Source organism: Nocardia anaemiae NBRC 100462 (assembly GCF_001612725.1).
GTDB lineage: Bacteria > Actinomycetota > Actinomycetes > Mycobacteriales > Mycobacteriaceae > Nocardia > Nocardia anaemiae.
Genome location: NZ_BDAZ01000101.1, coordinates 1 through 16,143 on the forward strand (window position 1 = coordinate 1; position 16,143 = coordinate 16,143).

General features: G+C 64.5%; 20 protein-coding genes and 1 pseudogene. 13 read left to right on the forward strand and 8 right to left on the reverse strand.

Going from position 1 to position 16,143, the window contains the following annotated elements; all coding sequences use genetic code 11:
• The 4 genes from NA5_RS38050 to NA5_RS38065 all read right to left on the reverse strand — a co-directional run.
• Positions 1-374, reverse strand: a 374-nt coding sequence (locus tag NA5_RS38050) for a trypsin-like peptidase domain-containing protein (RefSeq protein WP_174555320.1), incomplete at its 3' end; no start/stop codon positions are given.
• Between the two features lie 329 nt (positions 375-703).
• Entirely contained in the window at positions 704-1,138 is a 435-nt protein-coding gene (locus NA5_RS38055; RefSeq protein ID WP_062993892.1) for a PIN domain-containing protein, read from the reverse strand.
• Complete coding sequence (locus NA5_RS38060; protein WP_062993906.1) at positions 1,135-1,386, reverse strand: hypothetical protein; 252 nt, start codon at positions 1,384-1,386, stop codon at positions 1,135-1,137. The genes NA5_RS38055 and NA5_RS38060 overlap by 4 nt, the downstream gene beginning before the upstream one ends.
• Before the next feature lie 335 nt (positions 1,387-1,721).
• On the reverse strand, positions 1,722-2,081 hold the full coding sequence (locus tag NA5_RS38065; protein WP_062993893.1) for an Rv2640c family ArsR-like transcriptional regulator: 360 nt from the start codon (positions 2,079-2,081) through the stop codon (positions 1,722-1,724).
• Positions 2,082-2,183: 102 nt separating this feature from the next.
• Here NA5_RS38065 and NA5_RS38070 point away from each other — a divergent pair, with 102 nt between their 5' ends.
• The 6 genes from NA5_RS38070 to NA5_RS41095 all read left to right on the forward strand — a co-directional run bounded on the left by NA5_RS38070 (position 2,184) and on the right by NA5_RS41095 (position 5,479).
• Positions 2,184-2,714, forward strand: coding sequence for an ArsI/CadI family heavy metal resistance metalloenzyme (locus NA5_RS38070; RefSeq protein ID WP_062993894.1), 531 nt, complete (start codon positions 2,184-2,186; stop codon positions 2,712-2,714).
• A 67-nt stretch (positions 2,715-2,781) separates the two neighbouring features.
• Entirely contained in the window at positions 2,782-3,159 is a 378-nt protein-coding gene (locus NA5_RS38075; protein WP_062993895.1) for an ArsR/SmtB family transcription factor, read from the forward strand.
• Entirely contained in the window at positions 3,156-3,938 is a 783-nt protein-coding gene (locus tag NA5_RS38080; protein ID WP_062993896.1) for an MIP/aquaporin family protein, read from the forward strand. The genes NA5_RS38075 and NA5_RS38080 overlap by 4 nt, the downstream gene beginning before the upstream one ends.
• A gap of 39 nt (positions 3,939-3,977) precedes the next feature.
• Positions 3,978-4,391 (forward strand): arsenate reductase ArsC, encoded by a 414-nt coding sequence (locus tag NA5_RS38085; protein ID WP_062993897.1) that lies wholly within the window; start codon positions 3,978-3,980, stop codon positions 4,389-4,391.
• Complete coding sequence (locus tag NA5_RS38090; RefSeq protein WP_062993898.1) at positions 4,388-4,894, forward strand: GNAT family N-acetyltransferase; 507 nt, start codon at positions 4,388-4,390, stop codon at positions 4,892-4,894. The genes NA5_RS38085 and NA5_RS38090 overlap by 4 nt, the downstream gene beginning before the upstream one ends.
• A gap of 372 nt (positions 4,895-5,266) precedes the next feature.
• Complete coding sequence (locus tag NA5_RS41095; protein WP_157110890.1) at positions 5,267-5,479, forward strand: hypothetical protein; 213 nt, start codon at positions 5,267-5,269, stop codon at positions 5,477-5,479.
• Positions 5,480-6,307: 828 nt separating this feature from the next.
• Here the strand turns inward: NA5_RS41095 and NA5_RS38100 are convergent.
• Entirely contained in the window at positions 6,308-8,248 is a 1,941-nt protein-coding gene (locus tag NA5_RS38100) for a potassium transporter Kup (protein ID WP_062993907.1), read from the reverse strand.
• A gap of 313 nt (positions 8,249-8,561) precedes the next feature.
• On the opposite strand from NA5_RS38100, the gene NA5_RS38105 reads away from it, so the two are divergent.
• The gene (locus NA5_RS38105) at positions 8,562-9,113 is read left to right on the forward strand and encodes a hypothetical protein (RefSeq protein ID WP_157110891.1); all 552 of its coding nucleotides are present in this window, start codon (positions 8,562-8,564) and stop codon (positions 9,111-9,113) included.
• Here NA5_RS38105 and NA5_RS38110 read toward each other — a convergent pair.
• From NA5_RS38110 to NA5_RS38120, 3 genes are all read right to left on the reverse strand, one after another.
• Positions 9,103-9,768 carry a TetR/AcrR family transcriptional regulator gene (locus NA5_RS38110; protein ID WP_062993908.1) on the reverse strand — a complete coding sequence of 222 codons (666 nt, stop codon included), beginning with the start codon at positions 9,766-9,768 and terminating at the stop codon, positions 9,103-9,105. The genes NA5_RS38105 and NA5_RS38110 overlap by 11 nt on opposite strands.
• 74 nt (positions 9,769-9,842) lie before the next feature.
• Entirely contained in the window at positions 9,843-10,205 is a 363-nt protein-coding gene (locus NA5_RS38115; protein WP_157110892.1) for a hypothetical protein, read from the reverse strand.
• A gap of 98 nt (positions 10,206-10,303) precedes the next feature.
• Positions 10,304-10,639 carry a hypothetical protein gene (locus NA5_RS38120; protein WP_062993901.1) on the reverse strand — a complete coding sequence of 112 codons (336 nt, stop codon included), beginning with the start codon at positions 10,637-10,639 and terminating at the stop codon, positions 10,304-10,306.
• A 171-nt stretch (positions 10,640-10,810) separates the two neighbouring features.
• On the opposite strand from NA5_RS38120, the gene NA5_RS38125 reads away from it, so the two are divergent.
• The 6 genes and pseudogenes from NA5_RS38125 to NA5_RS38150 all read left to right on the forward strand — a co-directional run.
• The gene (locus NA5_RS38125; protein WP_062993902.1) at positions 10,811-12,808 is read left to right on the forward strand and encodes an APC family permease; all 1,998 of its coding nucleotides are present in this window, start codon (positions 10,811-10,813) and stop codon (positions 12,806-12,808) included.
• A 412-nt stretch (positions 12,809-13,220) separates the two neighbouring features.
• On the forward strand, positions 13,221-14,048 hold the full coding sequence (locus tag NA5_RS38130) for an alpha/beta fold hydrolase (protein ID WP_062993903.1): 828 nt from the start codon (positions 13,221-13,223) through the stop codon (positions 14,046-14,048).
• A gap of 80 nt (positions 14,049-14,128) precedes the next feature.
• Positions 14,129-14,536: a hypothetical protein gene (locus NA5_RS38135; RefSeq protein ID WP_062993910.1), complete on the forward strand. Its 408-nt coding sequence runs from the start codon at positions 14,129-14,131 to the stop codon at positions 14,534-14,536.
• Between the two features lie 142 nt (positions 14,537-14,678).
• On the forward strand, positions 14,679-15,008 hold the full coding sequence (locus NA5_RS38140) for a PadR family transcriptional regulator (protein WP_062993904.1): 330 nt from the start codon (positions 14,679-14,681) through the stop codon (positions 15,006-15,008).
• Between the two features lie 2 nt (positions 15,009-15,010).
• Positions 15,011-15,385 carry a DUF1048 domain-containing protein gene (locus NA5_RS38145; protein ID WP_062993905.1) on the forward strand — a complete coding sequence of 125 codons (375 nt, stop codon included), beginning with the start codon at positions 15,011-15,013 and terminating at the stop codon, positions 15,383-15,385.
• 20 nt (positions 15,386-15,405) lie between these two features.
• A pseudogene (locus NA5_RS38150) lies at positions 15,406-16,143 on the forward strand (ABC transporter ATP-binding protein); the annotation flags it as partial.

Below are 16,143 nucleotides of genomic sequence, written 5' to 3' on the forward strand. Positions count from 1 at the left end.
CCGAACATCCGGAACTCGCCACCCCAGGGCTGGCCGGCGGGCCAGAATGGCAGCGGCGCAATGGAATCCGGGGGCGAAGCGAGGAGCTCCAGGATGGCGATATCGCCGCGGCCGTCCTCGCGGATGCGGGACCAGTGCCGGATCCGGGCGAGTATCGGAACTGCGGCATCCGCCGACGGAAAGTCCACGGCCACAGGCTCTTCGGGCATATTCTCGTCCGTCGGTTCCCGACCCAGCGCCGCCGATACGACGTGCGCACACGTCGCAATCAGCGTGGGCCGCACCAGAAATCCCGCGCCGACCACATCGCCGGTGGGCGTTAGAATCCGCACCGAGGCGCAGCCCAGCCGACCGGTTTCCGCATTCCCTTGCACGCGCCGAACCCTCCCGAAGAAGTTCGGCAAGCGTAGCAAATCCGCCGATGGTGTGAAGGAATCGTCGCCGAGCATGGGCAGGGAAACCGGAATTCCCCGCGGACCGAACGGCCTCGGCGCGCCGCGCTGCCGGTGGCACCGTGGCAAGGCGCGGCCGGACCGATGGGCCAGGCACCTGGTGATTGCGACGTGTCGAACACAGCCTGTCACAACAGAATCCAGGTGCCGAGCTGGATCATGCAGCAGAAACAACAACTTCGGTGACGAATCCTATGCTGCTGGCGGCAAGGGGCGACAAGAAGGTTTCGATGTGAGCACCGACAGATCGGCTAGAGATCGTCCGGCAGCAGACGGAACGCGGCATGACCAGTGAGCGGGGTAACTGCGCGGAAATCACGTCGATCGAGTGTCAACACCTCCACAGTTTCGTATCGCTCGGCTAATGAAACATTGGTTGCGTCGGTGAGATCCAGGCGCATGGCCATGTATCTGTTCTGCACCTTGCGCGCGACCCGCAACAGGTCTGCCGAGATCGTGGGCACTTCGATGCGTCCGGTGTGCTCTTGTGCCAACAGCCAATCATTAACCGCATAAGCGGCTTGACGATTGAGGTTCCGGGTGGTGATGTGTTCGACTTCGAGCAAGACGAGTGGAGAAACGATGGTAAGTGCCGCCTGCTGGAGCGCTGCGCGCGCGTCGACGTGCTCGGGATCAGCGGAGTTGAAAGCGGCGACCAGACCTGAGGTGTCGCCGATCACGATCATTCAGCATCAGCTTCGGTGTTGGTGATCGCTTCTCGCACAGCGCTATCGATCTCATCCGCCGTCACCGCATGCCCGAAGTCGAGAACGGGGATATCCCATGCCTCATCCCATCGGCGAGTGCGTATCGCAGCCAGATGAAAGGCTTCACGAAAATACTCGGACTCCGGCCGCCCTTCGCGGGCCGCAGCCATCTTCACCAACTCGAGGTCGGCCTCGTCGACCATGACCGTCGTCTTCTTCAAGCCCATAGGGTTATGGTACCCGCACCATAACATTCTGGCCGCCCCATAGGCACGGCCGCTCACGATAGACAGAATTCCCCACATCGCTGGGTGGCAAGGCCCTGGTGGCAGCCCGAAACTGGGACTCACAGACCCGGACTTCAGCAGCCGAGTCCACTTCAACTGTCAGCGTTCACCAGAAGAATCTGCTGGGACTCTAAACGGGATGGATCCGGCTACATAATCGACGCAGGGCGGCGCGGTACTCAAACCGGGTACGTACCCACTATGACCAGCCGTTTTCCGGTTGCCCATGTTTTGTGCGCCCCGCCGAGGGCACCAACAACACTCTCGACCTCGGATCAGCGGCAGCAGTTCGGGTCGAGTACGAAGCACAGTGCCGCCAGCGCATCACGCAGGGCACGATGGTAGGTGTTCATGCCACGGCGTTCGGACTCGATGAGACCGGCCTTCTTGAGTTGCCCGAGGTGGTGACTGACGGTCGGATCGGACAGGCCGACCGCCTTGGCGAGGTCTCCGGTGTTCTCCTCGCCGACAGGGCTGGCCAGCAGCAGCGACAGCAGTTTCACGCGAACCGGGTCGGCGATGGCCTTGAGCCGCAACGCGATCTCCAGCGCGGCGGCGTCGTCGACCGGCCCGGCGGCCACGGGCGCGCAGCAGACCGGGGCGGACATATCGATCACGGGTAGTGCCTTGGGCATGCGATCAACTCTACCTACCTTCTTGACTTATGTCGAAAAGGTGGGGCAGACTGGGGCATGTCAGGTTTTCGACATATGTCTCACAAGTGGAGGTATCGTCTCATGTCCCGCATCCAGCTCGCCCTCAACGTCGACGACATCGACCAGGCGGTGCAGTTCTACTCGACCCTGTTCAAGGCCGAACCCGCCAAGCGCAAGCCCGGCTACGCCAACTTCGCCATCACCGAACCACCACTGAAGCTCGTGTTGATCGAGAACCCCGGCCACGGTGGCAGCCTCAACCACCTCGGCGTCGAAGTCGAATCCAGCGACCAGGTACATACCGAGATCGCGCGGCTGTCGACGGCGGGGCTGTTCACCGAGGAGCAGATGGCGACAACCTGTTGCTTCGCCACGCAGGACAAGGTGTGGGTCACCGCACCCGATGCCGAACGTTGGGAGGTCTACACCGTGCTCGCCGACAGCGAAACCTTTGGCACCGCACCACAACTCGCCTCCGGCGAAATCGTCAGCGATGAGCAGGCGATGTCGGTGTGCTGCGGCACCGCCGAGGAAGCCGCCGCCGAGGGCGCGTGCTGTGGCAGCGCCGCGAAGAAGGACGCGGTGGCTTCCGGCGCGTCCTGCTGCGGCTGAGACCCCGGGGGTCTTGTTCACCCGATGTTCGCTTGCCCTCGGATTCGATGACCATCAATATCGATGTGTGTCGAATCGAGAGCTTCCGTTGACCGACGTGACCTCACCAGCGTGTGAGGTCACGCCCTTGGCCCGCCAACCCTTGACCACCCAGACCGCGACCGAGCTGGCAGCGGTGTTCAAGGCGTTGTCGGACCCGGTCCGGTTGCGGCTGCTGTCGGTGATCGCCAGCCACACCGGCCAAGAAGCCTGCGTGTGCGACATCTCCGACGGCTTCGACGTCTCCCAGCCCACCATCTCCCACCATTTGAAGGTGCTGCGTGAGGCCGGGTTGTTGTCGAGTCAGCGGCGCGGATCGTGGGTGTACTACCGTGTCGAACCCGCCGCGCTGCACCAGCTCTCGACACTGCTGGATATCGCGATGCCCGAAGCGGTCACCCGATGACGGTGTTGGCGCGGCGGCTGACCGCCGAGTTCCTCGGCACCGCCCTGCTGGTGTGTGTCGTCGTCGGCTCCGGTATCGCCGCCCAGCAGCTGTCCCCCGACGATGTCGGGCTACAACTGCTGGAGAACTCCACCGCTACCGTGTTCGGGCTCGCCGTCCTGATCCTGATCTTCGGCCCGGTCTCCGGCGCACACTTCAACCCCGTTGTCTCCGTAGCGGATTGGTGGGCCGGACGCCGCGACCGCACCGGCCTCACCCTCAGCGAGCTAGCCGCCTATATCGGCGCCCAGGTCCCCGGCGGTATCGCAGGGGCGGTGCTGGCCAACATCATGTTCGACCAACACGCCGCCCAGATCTCCACCCAACACCGCGTCACCACCGGGCACCTGATCGGTGAACTCGTCGCTACCGCCGGGCTGATCGCGGTCATCTTCGCCCTTGCCCGCACCGGCCGCGCTCCCCTCTCCGCCGCCACCGTCGCCGCCTACATCGGTGCCGCCTACTGGTTCACCAGCTCCACCAGCTTCGCCAACCCCGCCGTCACCATCGGGCGGGTCTTCTCCGACACCTTCGCTGGGATCGCACCGGCGTCGGTGCCCGCCTTCATCGCCGTCCAGATCATCGGTGCCGCAGTAGGATTCGCCCTCATCGCGCTGGTCTACCCCGACCCGAACCCGGCCGAGAACGTCATCACACCCCATCCTGAACACTCGCTCACCGATACACCCGGGGCACGCCGTGACCGACCATCCTCACCGGCTCCGCCGTCGACGCACTGATCATCGATGTTCAGATTCTCTGAAAGGCTCTGTCTGCCAATGACATCCATCCCCAGCGTGCTGTTCGTCTGCGTCCACAACGCCGGACGATCCCAGATGGCCGCCGCGTTCTCGACCCACCTCGCCCCAGACGGAGTCGAAGTGCGCTCCGCTGGGTCCGCACCCGCCGACGAAGTCAATCCGGTCGCGGTGGAGGCCATGGCCGAGGTCGGCATCGACATCTCCGCCGAAATCCCCAAAGTACTGACCGCCGACGCCGTGCAAGCCTGCGATGTGGTGATCACGATGGGATGCGGCGACGCCTGCCCCTACTTCCCGGGCAAGCAGTACCTGGACTGGAAACTCGACGACCCCGCCGGACAAGGCATCGACGCCGTCCGCCCCATCCGCGACGAGATCGAAAAACGCGTCCGCTCCCTACTCGATGACCTCGGCATCCCCGCACGATCATGAACACCACCCCGCATCTCCGCATCGAGCCGATGCGACCCGAACACGCCGAGCAGGTACTTGCCATCTACCAACTCGGCATCGACGACGGCGACGCCACCTTCGAAACCACCGCCCCCACCTGGACGGAATTCGACAACACCAAACTGCCCGACCACCGCTTCGTCGCCCTCGACCCACACGAGCGAGTACTCGGCTGGATCGCGGTCGTACCGGTCTCCGACCGCTGCGTCTACGCCGGAGTGGTCGAACACTCCATCTACGTCCACCCCACCGCCCGCAACCAAGGCGTCGGCCTCGCCCTGCTGCAAACCCTGCTCGACTCCACCACCACAGCAGGCATCTGGACCGTCCAATCCGGCATCTTCCCCGAAAACACCGCCAGCCTCGCCCTACACACCAAAGCCGGATTCCGAACCATCGGCACCCGCGAACGCATCGGCCGCCACCACAACCGATGGCGCGACGTCCTACTCATCGAACACCGAAGCCCCACCATCGAATAACGCACCGACAACGGGCCGCACGGTGGATCTACCACACCGTTCAACCGCAGCAGCCCGCGCTCGAGTACCACTCACCGCCGCGCGGACCATCTGGCCGCTGGAGCGATCGCCGCCAACCCGACGGACGATCGTTCCAAGGACGAGCGCATCCAGGCCCTCGTGCGCGGCGCCGCCACCGAACTGCTACTGACATTGCATGTGAACCCGGTCGGACTCGTCGACGACCTGGACCTGACGGTCCCGACGCCACCGCCCGCCTCCTAAGACGAATGCGATGCGCGCCTGTCGGCCCTCCGCCCGCGAGTCTGCTTCGCCGCCATGGAAATCGGGCCCGGGAGCGACTGCCAACTGATACACGGCCTCGCACCCGAGATGAGGCGTCCCACCGGATCGGCGTTCAAACTCACCCTGCACGACCTGGCCCGCACCGCCACCGGCCGCACCCTGGCCGCCAGCCTGCTGGTGTCAGACCCGCAGGAGCCACTGCCGACCATCGCCACGGTGGTCGCCGCCCAGTCCGCATTGCGCGGCGCATTCGAACTTATGGCAGGGCCCACGGCACCCACCCCGGGCGGTGCGGCCTGACCTGCTCCACGATGAGCCCCGTAGTCGGCCAGCTCGTACCGGTGCGTGGGCTTGCGGTTCCCGCTGCGGCTCTCATCGTCGAGGGCGGTCATTGCGGCGCGTGCGACGTCGGTGAACTCGATGCCGAACGTCCGGTAGATCAATTCGCTGTGTCTCATCAATCCGGGTGCTGGAGAAGGTGTTCGCCCCGCCGCGGGTGGCCCGCCGCTAGCACTGTTGCTGGCGGTCGATCTGCTCAACCGCGCGCTCTAGCGTCAGCGGGCCGAGAACGTCGACGAGACCACCAGTAAGAGCAACGAGACATACGAGACCGCGAAGGAGACGACAGCGATGATGGGTCTCGATGCGGTCCCGTCCGGGTCTCGCCCCCTGTCCGAGCCGACCGCCGAGCAGCGCATGCGGGTGTACTACGTCTGAGCGGTCGGAGGGACGCACCTCGACGGGTGCGGAGCTGGATCGGATCGCGGGCACGAATAACTATGGCCGCAGAGTGCTACGGCGCTGGTAGACAGCGGACAGATCGGTGGCCGCGATCCAACGACCCGCCAGTGACATACCGCCGTCGGGATCGGACCAGCCGATACCCGCAGGGCATCGCGATCCTCAGACGGGCACGTACCCACGATGACCAGGCGTTTCCAGTGGCCCATGTTTTGCGTGTCCTGCTGAGTACCGGCACCTGCGGTCCTCGCTGAAACCGCTACCTTCACAAATGAATTCACCGGCAGGGACCATTACACCTGCGCATCTGCTCGACCTCCTGGCCACTGCCGCCAGGAACATCGGCAGACAGATAGTTTGCGTAGATGAGCTCAACGCTCTGCGGTGCTACACCTCGATGTGGGAGCCCATGATGACGGTGCGGTCGCGGGGCAGGCCGAAGTATTCGGCGGCGTCGGCGGTGATGTAGGAGGTGGCGATGAACAATCGTTTGCGCCACGTGGCCATGGTGGGGGCGGTGCCGCGGCGCAGTTCGATCTTCGACAGGAAGTACGACGCTTGGTCCAGGTCCAACCGTCCCTCGGTTTCGGCGGGGTCGATTCCGGCCAGCGCTTGTGGTACGTCGGGTGTCTGCATATAACCGAATCGGGCGGTGACGTGGATGATGCCGTCGTCGGCGTAACCGAGGTGATCGACGCTGACGCATTCTGCGACCGGTACGCGGGGTACCGGTTCGGTCTGGATCGCCACGATCACTACATGTTCGTGCCGGACGTGGTTGTGCTCGACATTGGCGCGCATGGCCAGCGGCGTGGTCTGCTTGCCGCGGTTGAGGAAGATGGCCGTGCCGGGCACCGTCAGCAATTCTGGTCTCCCGATTTGCATTTCGTCGATGAACTCGCGTAGCGGTCCTTCCCGGCGTTCTCGTTCGGCGGTGACGATCCGCCTGCCGCGCTGCCAGGTGGTCATGACCGTGTAGGCGGTGAGACCGATCAGCAGCGGCAGCCACGCCCCGTGGACGAACTTGGTCATATTGGCCGCGAGGAACAGCAGATCCACGAGCAACAGCGGGGCCGCGCCGAGACCGATCAGCCACCACGGGGTGCCCCATTTCACGTGGGCGACGTAGAAGAACAGCAGGGTGGTGATAGTGATCGTCCCGGTGACCGCCATACCGAACGCGAACGCCAGTGCGGTAGAGCTGCGAAAGGCGAAAACGAGAGTGAGCACCGAAAACATCAACACCCAGTTGATCCACGGCACATAGATCTGCCCGATGGTGGATTCGGAGGTGTGCGCGACGCGCAGTCGCGGCAGGTAGCCGAGTTGGGCGGCTTGGGAGGCGACCGAGTACGCACCGGTGATCACCGCTTGCGAGGCGATCACTGTCGCGGCGGTCGCCAAGATGACCAACGGTAGTCGTCCCCAGCCGGGTGCGAGCAAGAAGAAGGGGCTGCTGAGGTTGCCGGGATCGGCCAGGATCGATGCGCCTTGTCCGAAGTAGCTGAGGATGCAGGCGGGGAACACCAGGACCAGCCAGGCACGGGTGATCGACCGACGGCCGAAATGTCCCATATCCGCATAGAGCGCTTCGGCGCCGGTGACGGCGAGCACGACCGCGGCGAGGGCGAAGAACGCGGTACCGAAGTGACCGAACAGGAAGCCGAGCGCATATGTGGGCGACAGCGCCTCTAGGATCTCCGGGTGATCGACGATTCCGGTGACCCCGCACGCGCCGATGGTGACGAACCAGATGATCATCACCGGGCCGAATAGTCGGCCCACGGCAGCGGTGCCATGGCGCTGCACCATGAACAGCGCCACGATGATCACGGCCGTGATCGGCACGATGAATTCGCCGAGCGAGGGGCGCACGACCTCGAGGCCTTCGACCGCGGACAGCACCGAGATCGCGGGGGTGATCATGCTGTCGCCGAAGAACAGTGAGGCGCCGAAGATTCCGAGCGCCGACAGCACAAGGGCTACTCGTCGACCTTGCGGAGCACTCCATCGGCGCAGCAGCGTGATCAGCGCCATGATGCCGCCCTCGCCCTCGTTGTCGGCGCGCATGGCGAGCAGGACGTAGGTGAGGGTGACGATGATCATCACCGACCAGAAGATCAGTGACACCACCCCGTACACGTTGTCCCGGCTGACCGGGACCGGATGCGGGTCTTCCGGGTTGAATACCGTTTGCAGTGTGTAGATCGGGCTGGTCCCGATATCGCCGAACACCACCCCGAGTGCCCCGACCACCAATGCCAGCCGCGCCGAATCATGGACGCCCGCACCATGATCCGGTGCGGGACCAGCACTCGGTGTGGTCACGGGTGAGGTGTCGGCCACGGTAATCCTCCTCGGCGCGGGCTGCTGATCGGATGCTCGCGCATCGTGGCGGACACTACCGGCCGACCATCGCTTCGCAAGCCATCCGTTCCAGCCCGCACCCGTGTCGGGACACAGTGCGGGCTGACCTGCCACCGTGGCGGGAGCAGACCACCGCCGCGTCCGCACTCGTGCGTTCACGATCGGTGGTCACCGCGATATTGCTCGCTGAGCGTTCCGCACATCGAGTTGAACTTTGTTCAAATCCACCCTACTGTGATTTCTGCACTTAGTTCAAATGCTCTGGGAGGCAGTCGTGCCCTACACGGTCGTCCTCGCTGCCGGTCTGCAGTTGCTGTTGGCAGCAGTGTTCGTCGTGATGCTTCTCGCCTACCGGAGGGCCGGGCCGAAGGTGCAGCGCGCGGCCGATGCGCAGGCACGCCGACAGGGTGTCGACCCCGAAGTGCTTGCCGAGCACGGCATCAGGTTCGAAGAGGGCGCGTGGGCGCTATGGCTGGGATTCGGGATCGCGGCGGTGCTGGTGGTGTTGGGCGGACTCAATTCGGCGGGGTTGGGGATCGGTCGGCTACTGTCGTGGATCCTCGAACCTGTCGTGCTGATCGGTGTCGGGTACGTCACGACCGTTCAGGTGTTCGCGGTGCCGTTCACGGTGGCCGCGCTGGCGAAATCCGCTGATCCTCGCGCACGGGATTTCGATGTGCGGGCCGTGCTGTACGCCGGTGTCGAGAGATTGCCACGTTGGTATCGCCCGGTGACCGTATTCCGTTGGGTGCTGGCCACTGTCGGATCGATCGTGGTCATCTTCGCGTTGGCGACGCCGAGCGCGGGGGCCTATTTCAGTTGGTGAGGCGCGCCTGTAGGCCGTCGAGGACGGTGTGCAGGCCGAACTCGAAGCTGTTCTCCTCCGGGATCGCCTGCAGGGTGGGTTCGGTGCGGGCGCGTAGGCGCGGAAATTGGTGTGCCACTGCGGTTATCTGCTCGAGGGTGGTTTGTAGTTGCTCGTCCGCGTCGGCTCCTGCGCGGCGTGTCCTTGCCCGCCAAGCGGATTCGGCCGCCTCGCCTTGCGCGGCGCCGATGACGAACATCAGCATGGTGGCTGCGGCATGGTCGGCCTCGGCGCCGCGGAAACCGGCGGCCTCGTATACGGCCAGGCTGCAGTCGTCGTGGCGGGCCTTACCCGGGCCGTAGAGCAGATGGGTACTCATGGCGGGTAGCAACCAGAAATGCCGACCAAGCATCGCATGCACGCCGTGCGCCAACTGCGCCGCCGCCCGCCGCCAGCCGACCTGGTCGACATCGGGCAGCTCGATCTCGCTCCAAACCTGGTCGGCGGCAAGCACTACCAGTTCGTCCTTGTTCTGCACGTGGTAGTACACCGCGGTCGGTGCGGCACCGAGCTGGGTGCCGAGGCGCCGCATGTTCAGACCGCTCACGCCCTCGGCGTCGAGGACCTCGACCGCGGCGCGCACGATCTGATCCCTGCTCAACGTCTCGCGTGCCATGGGGTCACGGTACTGAACCCACATACGCTCGGGCCTCGCCGCCGATTGCTGGGCAGCTCCCAGAGCCAGGTGTGTCAGTCGCTACCGTCGTGGTGATCTGCGTCGAGATCGGCGAGTTCATCGGCGGCGTCGGTGTTGCCTGCGGCGGCGAGGCGTCGCAGCTCGGCGATGTCACCGCGCTCGCTCGCGCTTTCGACGAGCAGGTCGCTGGCGTCGCGGCTGCCGTTATCGGCCAGTCGTCGCAGCTCGGAGATATCACCGCGTTCGGCGGTGAGTTCCACGAGTTGGTCGAGGGCATCGCTGCTGCCGCTGTCTGCGAGTCTGCGTAGTTCGTCGAGATCGCCACGTTCGGTGGCGTTTTCGATCAACTCGTCGATCGCGTCCTGGTCACCGCATGCGGCGCGTTCCCGCAGATCCGACAGTTCAGCCTCGGTCACAATGTGCGAATCCCTTTCGGCAGTTCGGATTCCGCTCGATCTGCTGGAGCTCACCATGTTCGGGCGTCGATGGCATCGGCGGCCAGTTGCAGGTGGATTCACCGCTGTATGGCCCGGGCGGATTGTTCGTACAGCGCCGTCCATACCTCCAGGCTCGACAATGCCGCGACCACCGCTTGGCCACGGCCGGTGAGCCGGATGACGGCGGTGTCTGCCGGTGGCCGGTCCCAGCTGCCTTCCGGATCGGCCACGATCAACCCGTGGGAGGCGATCACGCGCAGCGCCGACTCCAGTGCACGACGGGCGCCAGCCACGGCTGTTGTCAGCTCGCTCACCGCCCGCGCTCGCGCCGCGACGGCATCGAGGACCTCCACCACTAGGCGGTGGCTGACCAGCACACGCAGACTGTCGAGATCGTCGGTTCGGTCAGACATAGGCGTGGTTGTCCCTTCCTCGACGCAGAGGACAGCAAACAACGCTAATTGAAGTGAATAAGCAGGTAAGACCGGCTTTATGCGCTCTTTTCGACGTCGTGGCAAATTTTTACGATATCTCTACGGTCTGTCCGGGCGCGGCGTGTCGCTCGGGACCTACCCTGATTCATCGTGGTTTCACCGATCGACATCGCTAAGCGAGTTGTGCTGGGACGCCCGTTTCGCAGCGATCGGCTCGGTGAAACGTTGCTTCCGAAGCGACTGGCGCTACCCATCTTCGCCAGCGACCCGCTGTCCTCTGTCGCCTACGCGACGCAGGAGATCCTGCTCATCCTCACCCTCGGTGGCCTGAGCTACCTATATTTGGCGCCGTGGGTGGCCGGTGGCGTCGTGGTGCTGCTCGCGGTTGTCGCGCTGTCGTATCGCCAGGTGGTGCAGGCCTATCCCTCCGGTGGCGGCTCTTATGAGGTGGTCGCCGCGAACCTCGGCCCGATCCCCGGTTTGGTGGTCGCTGCGGCGCTGCTTGTCGATTACGTGATGACAGTGGCGGTGTCGGTCGCGGCGGGCGTGGACAACATCATTTCCGCGCTCCCCGAACTCAACCCGCACCGGGTGCTGATCGATATCGGGTTCATCGTGGCACTGACCGCGATGAATCTGCGCGGGGTCCGCGAATCCGGCCGGGCATTCGCGGTGCCCACCTACGGATTCGTGGTCGGTGTGATGGCAATGGTCGCCTTCGGATTGGTCCAGGCGCTGCTCGGACACGCACCGGTCGCCGAAAGCGCGCATTACGAGATCAATGCCGAGCATGTCGGTTTGAGTGCGGCCGCGGTGGCTTTCCTCGCGCTGCGGGCATTCTCGTCCGGCTGTACCGCACTGACCGGTGCGGAGGCGATATCCAACGGAGTACCCGCATTCCGGAAACCCAAAGCTCTGAACGCAGCCCGCACCATGACCGCGATGGGTGTCCTCGCCATCACCATGTTCGCCGGGGTGACCGCACTGGCGATGATCTCCCACACCAGGGTCACCGAAAACACCTGCGACCTCATCGGCTTCCCCGGCGACTGCCACACCGACGCCCAGAAGACCGTGATCGCGCAGATCGCCGCAGCCGTATTCGGCAACAGCAGCATCGCGTTCTACTACCTGATGGTCACCACGGCGCTGATCTTGATCCTGGCGGCCAACACCGCCTACAACGGGTTCCCGCTGCTGAATTCGATTCTGGCCCAACACCGGTACATGCCACGCCAACTCCACACCCGCGGCGACCGCCTGGCCTACTCCAACGGCATCATCCTGCTCGCGGTCGTCGCGGCCGCACTCATCTACGCCTTCGACGGGCAGACCACCCGCCTCATCCAGCTCTACATCGTGGGTGTATTCACCTCGTTCACGCTGTGCCAGACCGGCATGGTCCGGCACTGGAACCGCGAACTCCGCACCGCCACGACCGCCGCAGAGCGACTACGCATCCACCGCGGCAGGCTGATCAACGCGTTCGGAGCCTGTTTCACCGGTGTCGTCCTCGTCGTGGTCATGATTACCAAGTTCAGCCACGGCGCCTACCTCGTCGTGATCGCGATGCCGCTACTGGTGCTGGGGATGTACCTCATCCACCGCCACTACACGAACGTGCGCGCCGAACTCGACATCGACCCCGACGACACCCCAACCCTGCCGGTCCGGGTGCACGCCATCGTGCTGGTCTCCGGCTGGCACAAGGCAACCCAGCGCGCCGTGCAGTTCGCCCGCGCCACCCGCCCCGACACCATCACGGCCATCACCGTCAACGTCGACGACACCGAAACCCGCGCGCTGACCCAAGACTGGGAACGCCAGGACGTCACCATCTCGCTCAAGGTGATCGAATCGCCCTACCGCGAGATCACCCGCCCCGTCATCGACTACATCAAACGGATACGCCAATCCCGCCCCCGCGACGTCGTCAGCGTCTACATCCCCGAATACGTCGTCGGACACTGGTGGGAAAACCTGCTCCACAACCAGAGCTCACTGCGACTCAAAGCACGACTGCTATTCGAACCCAGCGTCATGGTCACCAGCGTTCCCTACCAACTCCGCTCGTCCCGAACCCGCGACACATCCAAGATCGCACACAGTCCCGGCGAAATCCGCCGCGGAATCACCCACCCACGCTGACCAATCCGCCGCGCCCTCGCCGACATCGCCGGTAGGCACACCTGGCCGCGTCGGCCGCCTTCGGTAAGCCGTCTCGGTGAAGTAGCGGGGAAGGTTTCCCGGGTGGCCCCAAAATGTGACGGGTCGCCCTCCAAAACAGCCGAGCTGGAACTGGCGCGTCCCCGAAATCGAGTCGGCCCGGTAGGAGAGCCGGGTTGTATTCGATCCAGATTCAGTTGATGTTGCGGGCCAGGGGGTGTCAGGTGTGGCGGCAGCGGGCTGCGTGATCGACTCGTGTCGGGTAGCCCAGCATCGAGTGGCGATGCCGCCGGTTGTGCTCGTCCATGAGGTCCTAACCAGGGGAATACCGTGTCAGTAGCCGTGTCAGACTGGTGTCAGGGTGGTGTCAGGCCAGACGCTGATAGTCGTTGCCATGACAAAGAACAGCACCTCCTCGACCGATTCGAACTGGACCGGCATGGTGCCGGTCGACGATACGGCCCTGGCCGTCACCGACACCGGCGGTCCCGGTATTCCCGTGGTCTACCTCAATGGCCAATTCGCCACTCAGGGGTACTGGCGGCGGGTCATCGCTGAACTCGGTCCCGACTACCGCCACATCACCTACGACGAGCGGGCTCGCGGCAAATCGCAGCGTTCGGCGGACTACTCCTTCGAGACCGCCATCCGAGATGTCGACGCCGTTCTGACGGCCAGGGGGGCGGACCGGCCACTGCTGGTGGGCTGGTCCTACGGAGCGTTCGTCGGAGCGCACTGGGCCAGCCGAAATCCGGACCGTGCCGTTGGCGCGGTCTTGGTCGATGGCGCATTCCCGTACGACTGGCTCGACGAGGCCATGGAGCAGCGCATCCGCAAGCTCTTCAAGCGGCTGAGCTGGTTCATGCCGCTGCTGCGCCCCACCGGCCTTACCCCACGGATGACCGCCGCACAGCAGGCCGAGAGCAACATCGAGGTCGGCAGGATTTCCCGCGAGCGCGAGCTGTGCCCCGTGCTGGACAACATCACCGTCCCGACGCGGTATGTGGTTGCTTCGGGGACGTCGTTCGGAAGCCGCGGCAATGAGCAGGAACGGATCCGCACCAGCCTCGATGCGGTGACCGCCCGCAACCCGAACATCCGCATCAGCGCGAAGGTCGCCAGTAACCACGGCGCCATCCTGCGCAAGGACTTCCGCGCCATCGCCGCGGCCGTACGCGAGACCGCGGTGGCCCATGACAAGCAGCGTTCGTCGAGCCGATAACCGACCGGCTCATGACCGCATTACCCCATCCATTCGTTCAATCCAGTTTCAACACAACAGATTTGCAGGAGCACACCATCATGTCCATCACCCTGACCGACCAGGACAAAGCCACCGTGCGGACCGCCGCCTACGGCGCCGTCTCGCTGATGGCCGCCGCTGATGCCGCCGACTCACCCCACAAGGCCGCCACCGACGGCACCATCGCCCTGTCCTCGGCGACCGGCCTGATCGGGCACGTGCTCGCCGCGAAGTCCAAAGACATCACACTGAAAGGCAAGTCCGTCGCCGAACTCGCCGACCTCGTGCTGCCGGCCCTGACCGCAGCCATGAGCCTGCTCAACCGCCAGGATCCGGCCGAGGCCGACAACTTCCGGGGCACCGTCATCGTCGCCATCGACGCAGCCGCCCGACCCCACAAGGGCGCCCCCAGCCCAACCCTGGCCGAGATGGCCCGCAAGATCACCGCCGCCCTCGACGCCGCATAACACGGGGAATCCGACCGGATTTCACTCTCAACGACGGTCACCGACCAGCACCTTCCACTGGCGCGGGCGGCTTGCGCCGCCACTACTCAGTGCTACTATCTACCAGTAGTCAGTAACACTCAGTAGCACGAGGAGGTGATCCGTGGGCAAGCAGATGACAGAGCTGCTCAAGGGCACGCTCGAGGGCATCGTCCTCGCGATCTTGTCCGTGCGCTCCGCGTACGGCTACGAGATCACGGCATGGCTGCGTGAGCAGGGTTTCTCCGATATCGCCGAGGGCACCATCTACGCCCTGCTCGTCAGGATCGAAAAAAGGAACCTGGTCGACGTGGAGAAGATCCCGTCGGAGAAGGGGCCCCCGCGCAAGGTGTACTCCCTCAACACTGCGGGACAGGAATATCTCGACGAGTTCTGGAGGACCTGGAGCTTCCTCGCACAACGGCTCGAACAGCTCCACGAAGGAGGCAAATAACCATGTCCATCTCGAACTCGAAGGTCATCTCAAAGGTGATCGGCGACATCGGCGACAAGCGGCGATGGCGGCAGTACCAGGCGCGCGCGAAACAACTTCCCGAGCCCTATCGCACGGCAGTCGATGCTTTCCAGCGGTACCTGATGTACGCCGGGTCGGGAGGCGGGGTTTCGATGTTCGAGGACCTTATCGATCTGTTCGAGCAGAGCGCGGCGGACCGAACCCCGATCCGTGAGGTCGTCGGGGAAGACCCCGTCGAGTTCATCGAGACGTTCGCGCGCAACTACCAGGAGGAGTCCTGGATCAACCGTGAACGGAATCGGCTGAACAGCGCCATCGAGCGCGCCGCCGCCGAAGACACCGGAAACCGAAGGTAGGGCCCGTTCAAGCTCCCGCGATCCACGTACAAGGTCTGGAGAAGTCCTACAAGACCTGCACGTGCTGCGCGGCGTGGATTTCGACGTGGCGCGCGGCAGCATCTTCGCCCTACTCGGCTCCAACGGGGCGGGCAAGACCACGGTCGTGAAAATTCTGTCCACACTGCTCGAGGCCGACGCGGGAACGGCTGACGTGAACGGGTTCGATGTCGCCACACAGGCGACGCATGTGCGGGAATCCATCAGCCTCACCGGACAATTCGCCGCCGTCGACGAGATCCTCAGCGGGCGTGAGAATCTCGTGCTGATCGCCCGGCTACGGCACCTCGAGCACCCGGGCACGATCGCGGATGACTGCTCGTGCGTTTCTCACTGACCGACGCGGCCACGCGAAAGGTGTCGACGTATTCCGGTGGCATGCGCCGCCGCCTCGACATCGCGATGAGCCTCATCGGGAATCCACCGGTCGTCTTCCTCGACGAACCGACAACCGGGCTCGACCCCCAAACGAGCATCGAGGTATGGCAGACCGTCAAGCAACTCGCCGAGCACGGCACCACGGTGCTGCTCACAACGCAGTATCTCGATAAGGCCGAACAACTCGCCGACCGGATCGCGATCCTGCACGAGGGCCGGATCATCGTGAACGGCACCCTCGCCGAACTCGAGCGGTTGCTCCCGCCGGCCAAGGTCGAATACGTCTGGGAACGAGCTCAGGTTGTTCACCTGGTTCCTCCGGGGAGCCGTGACTCCCTCTT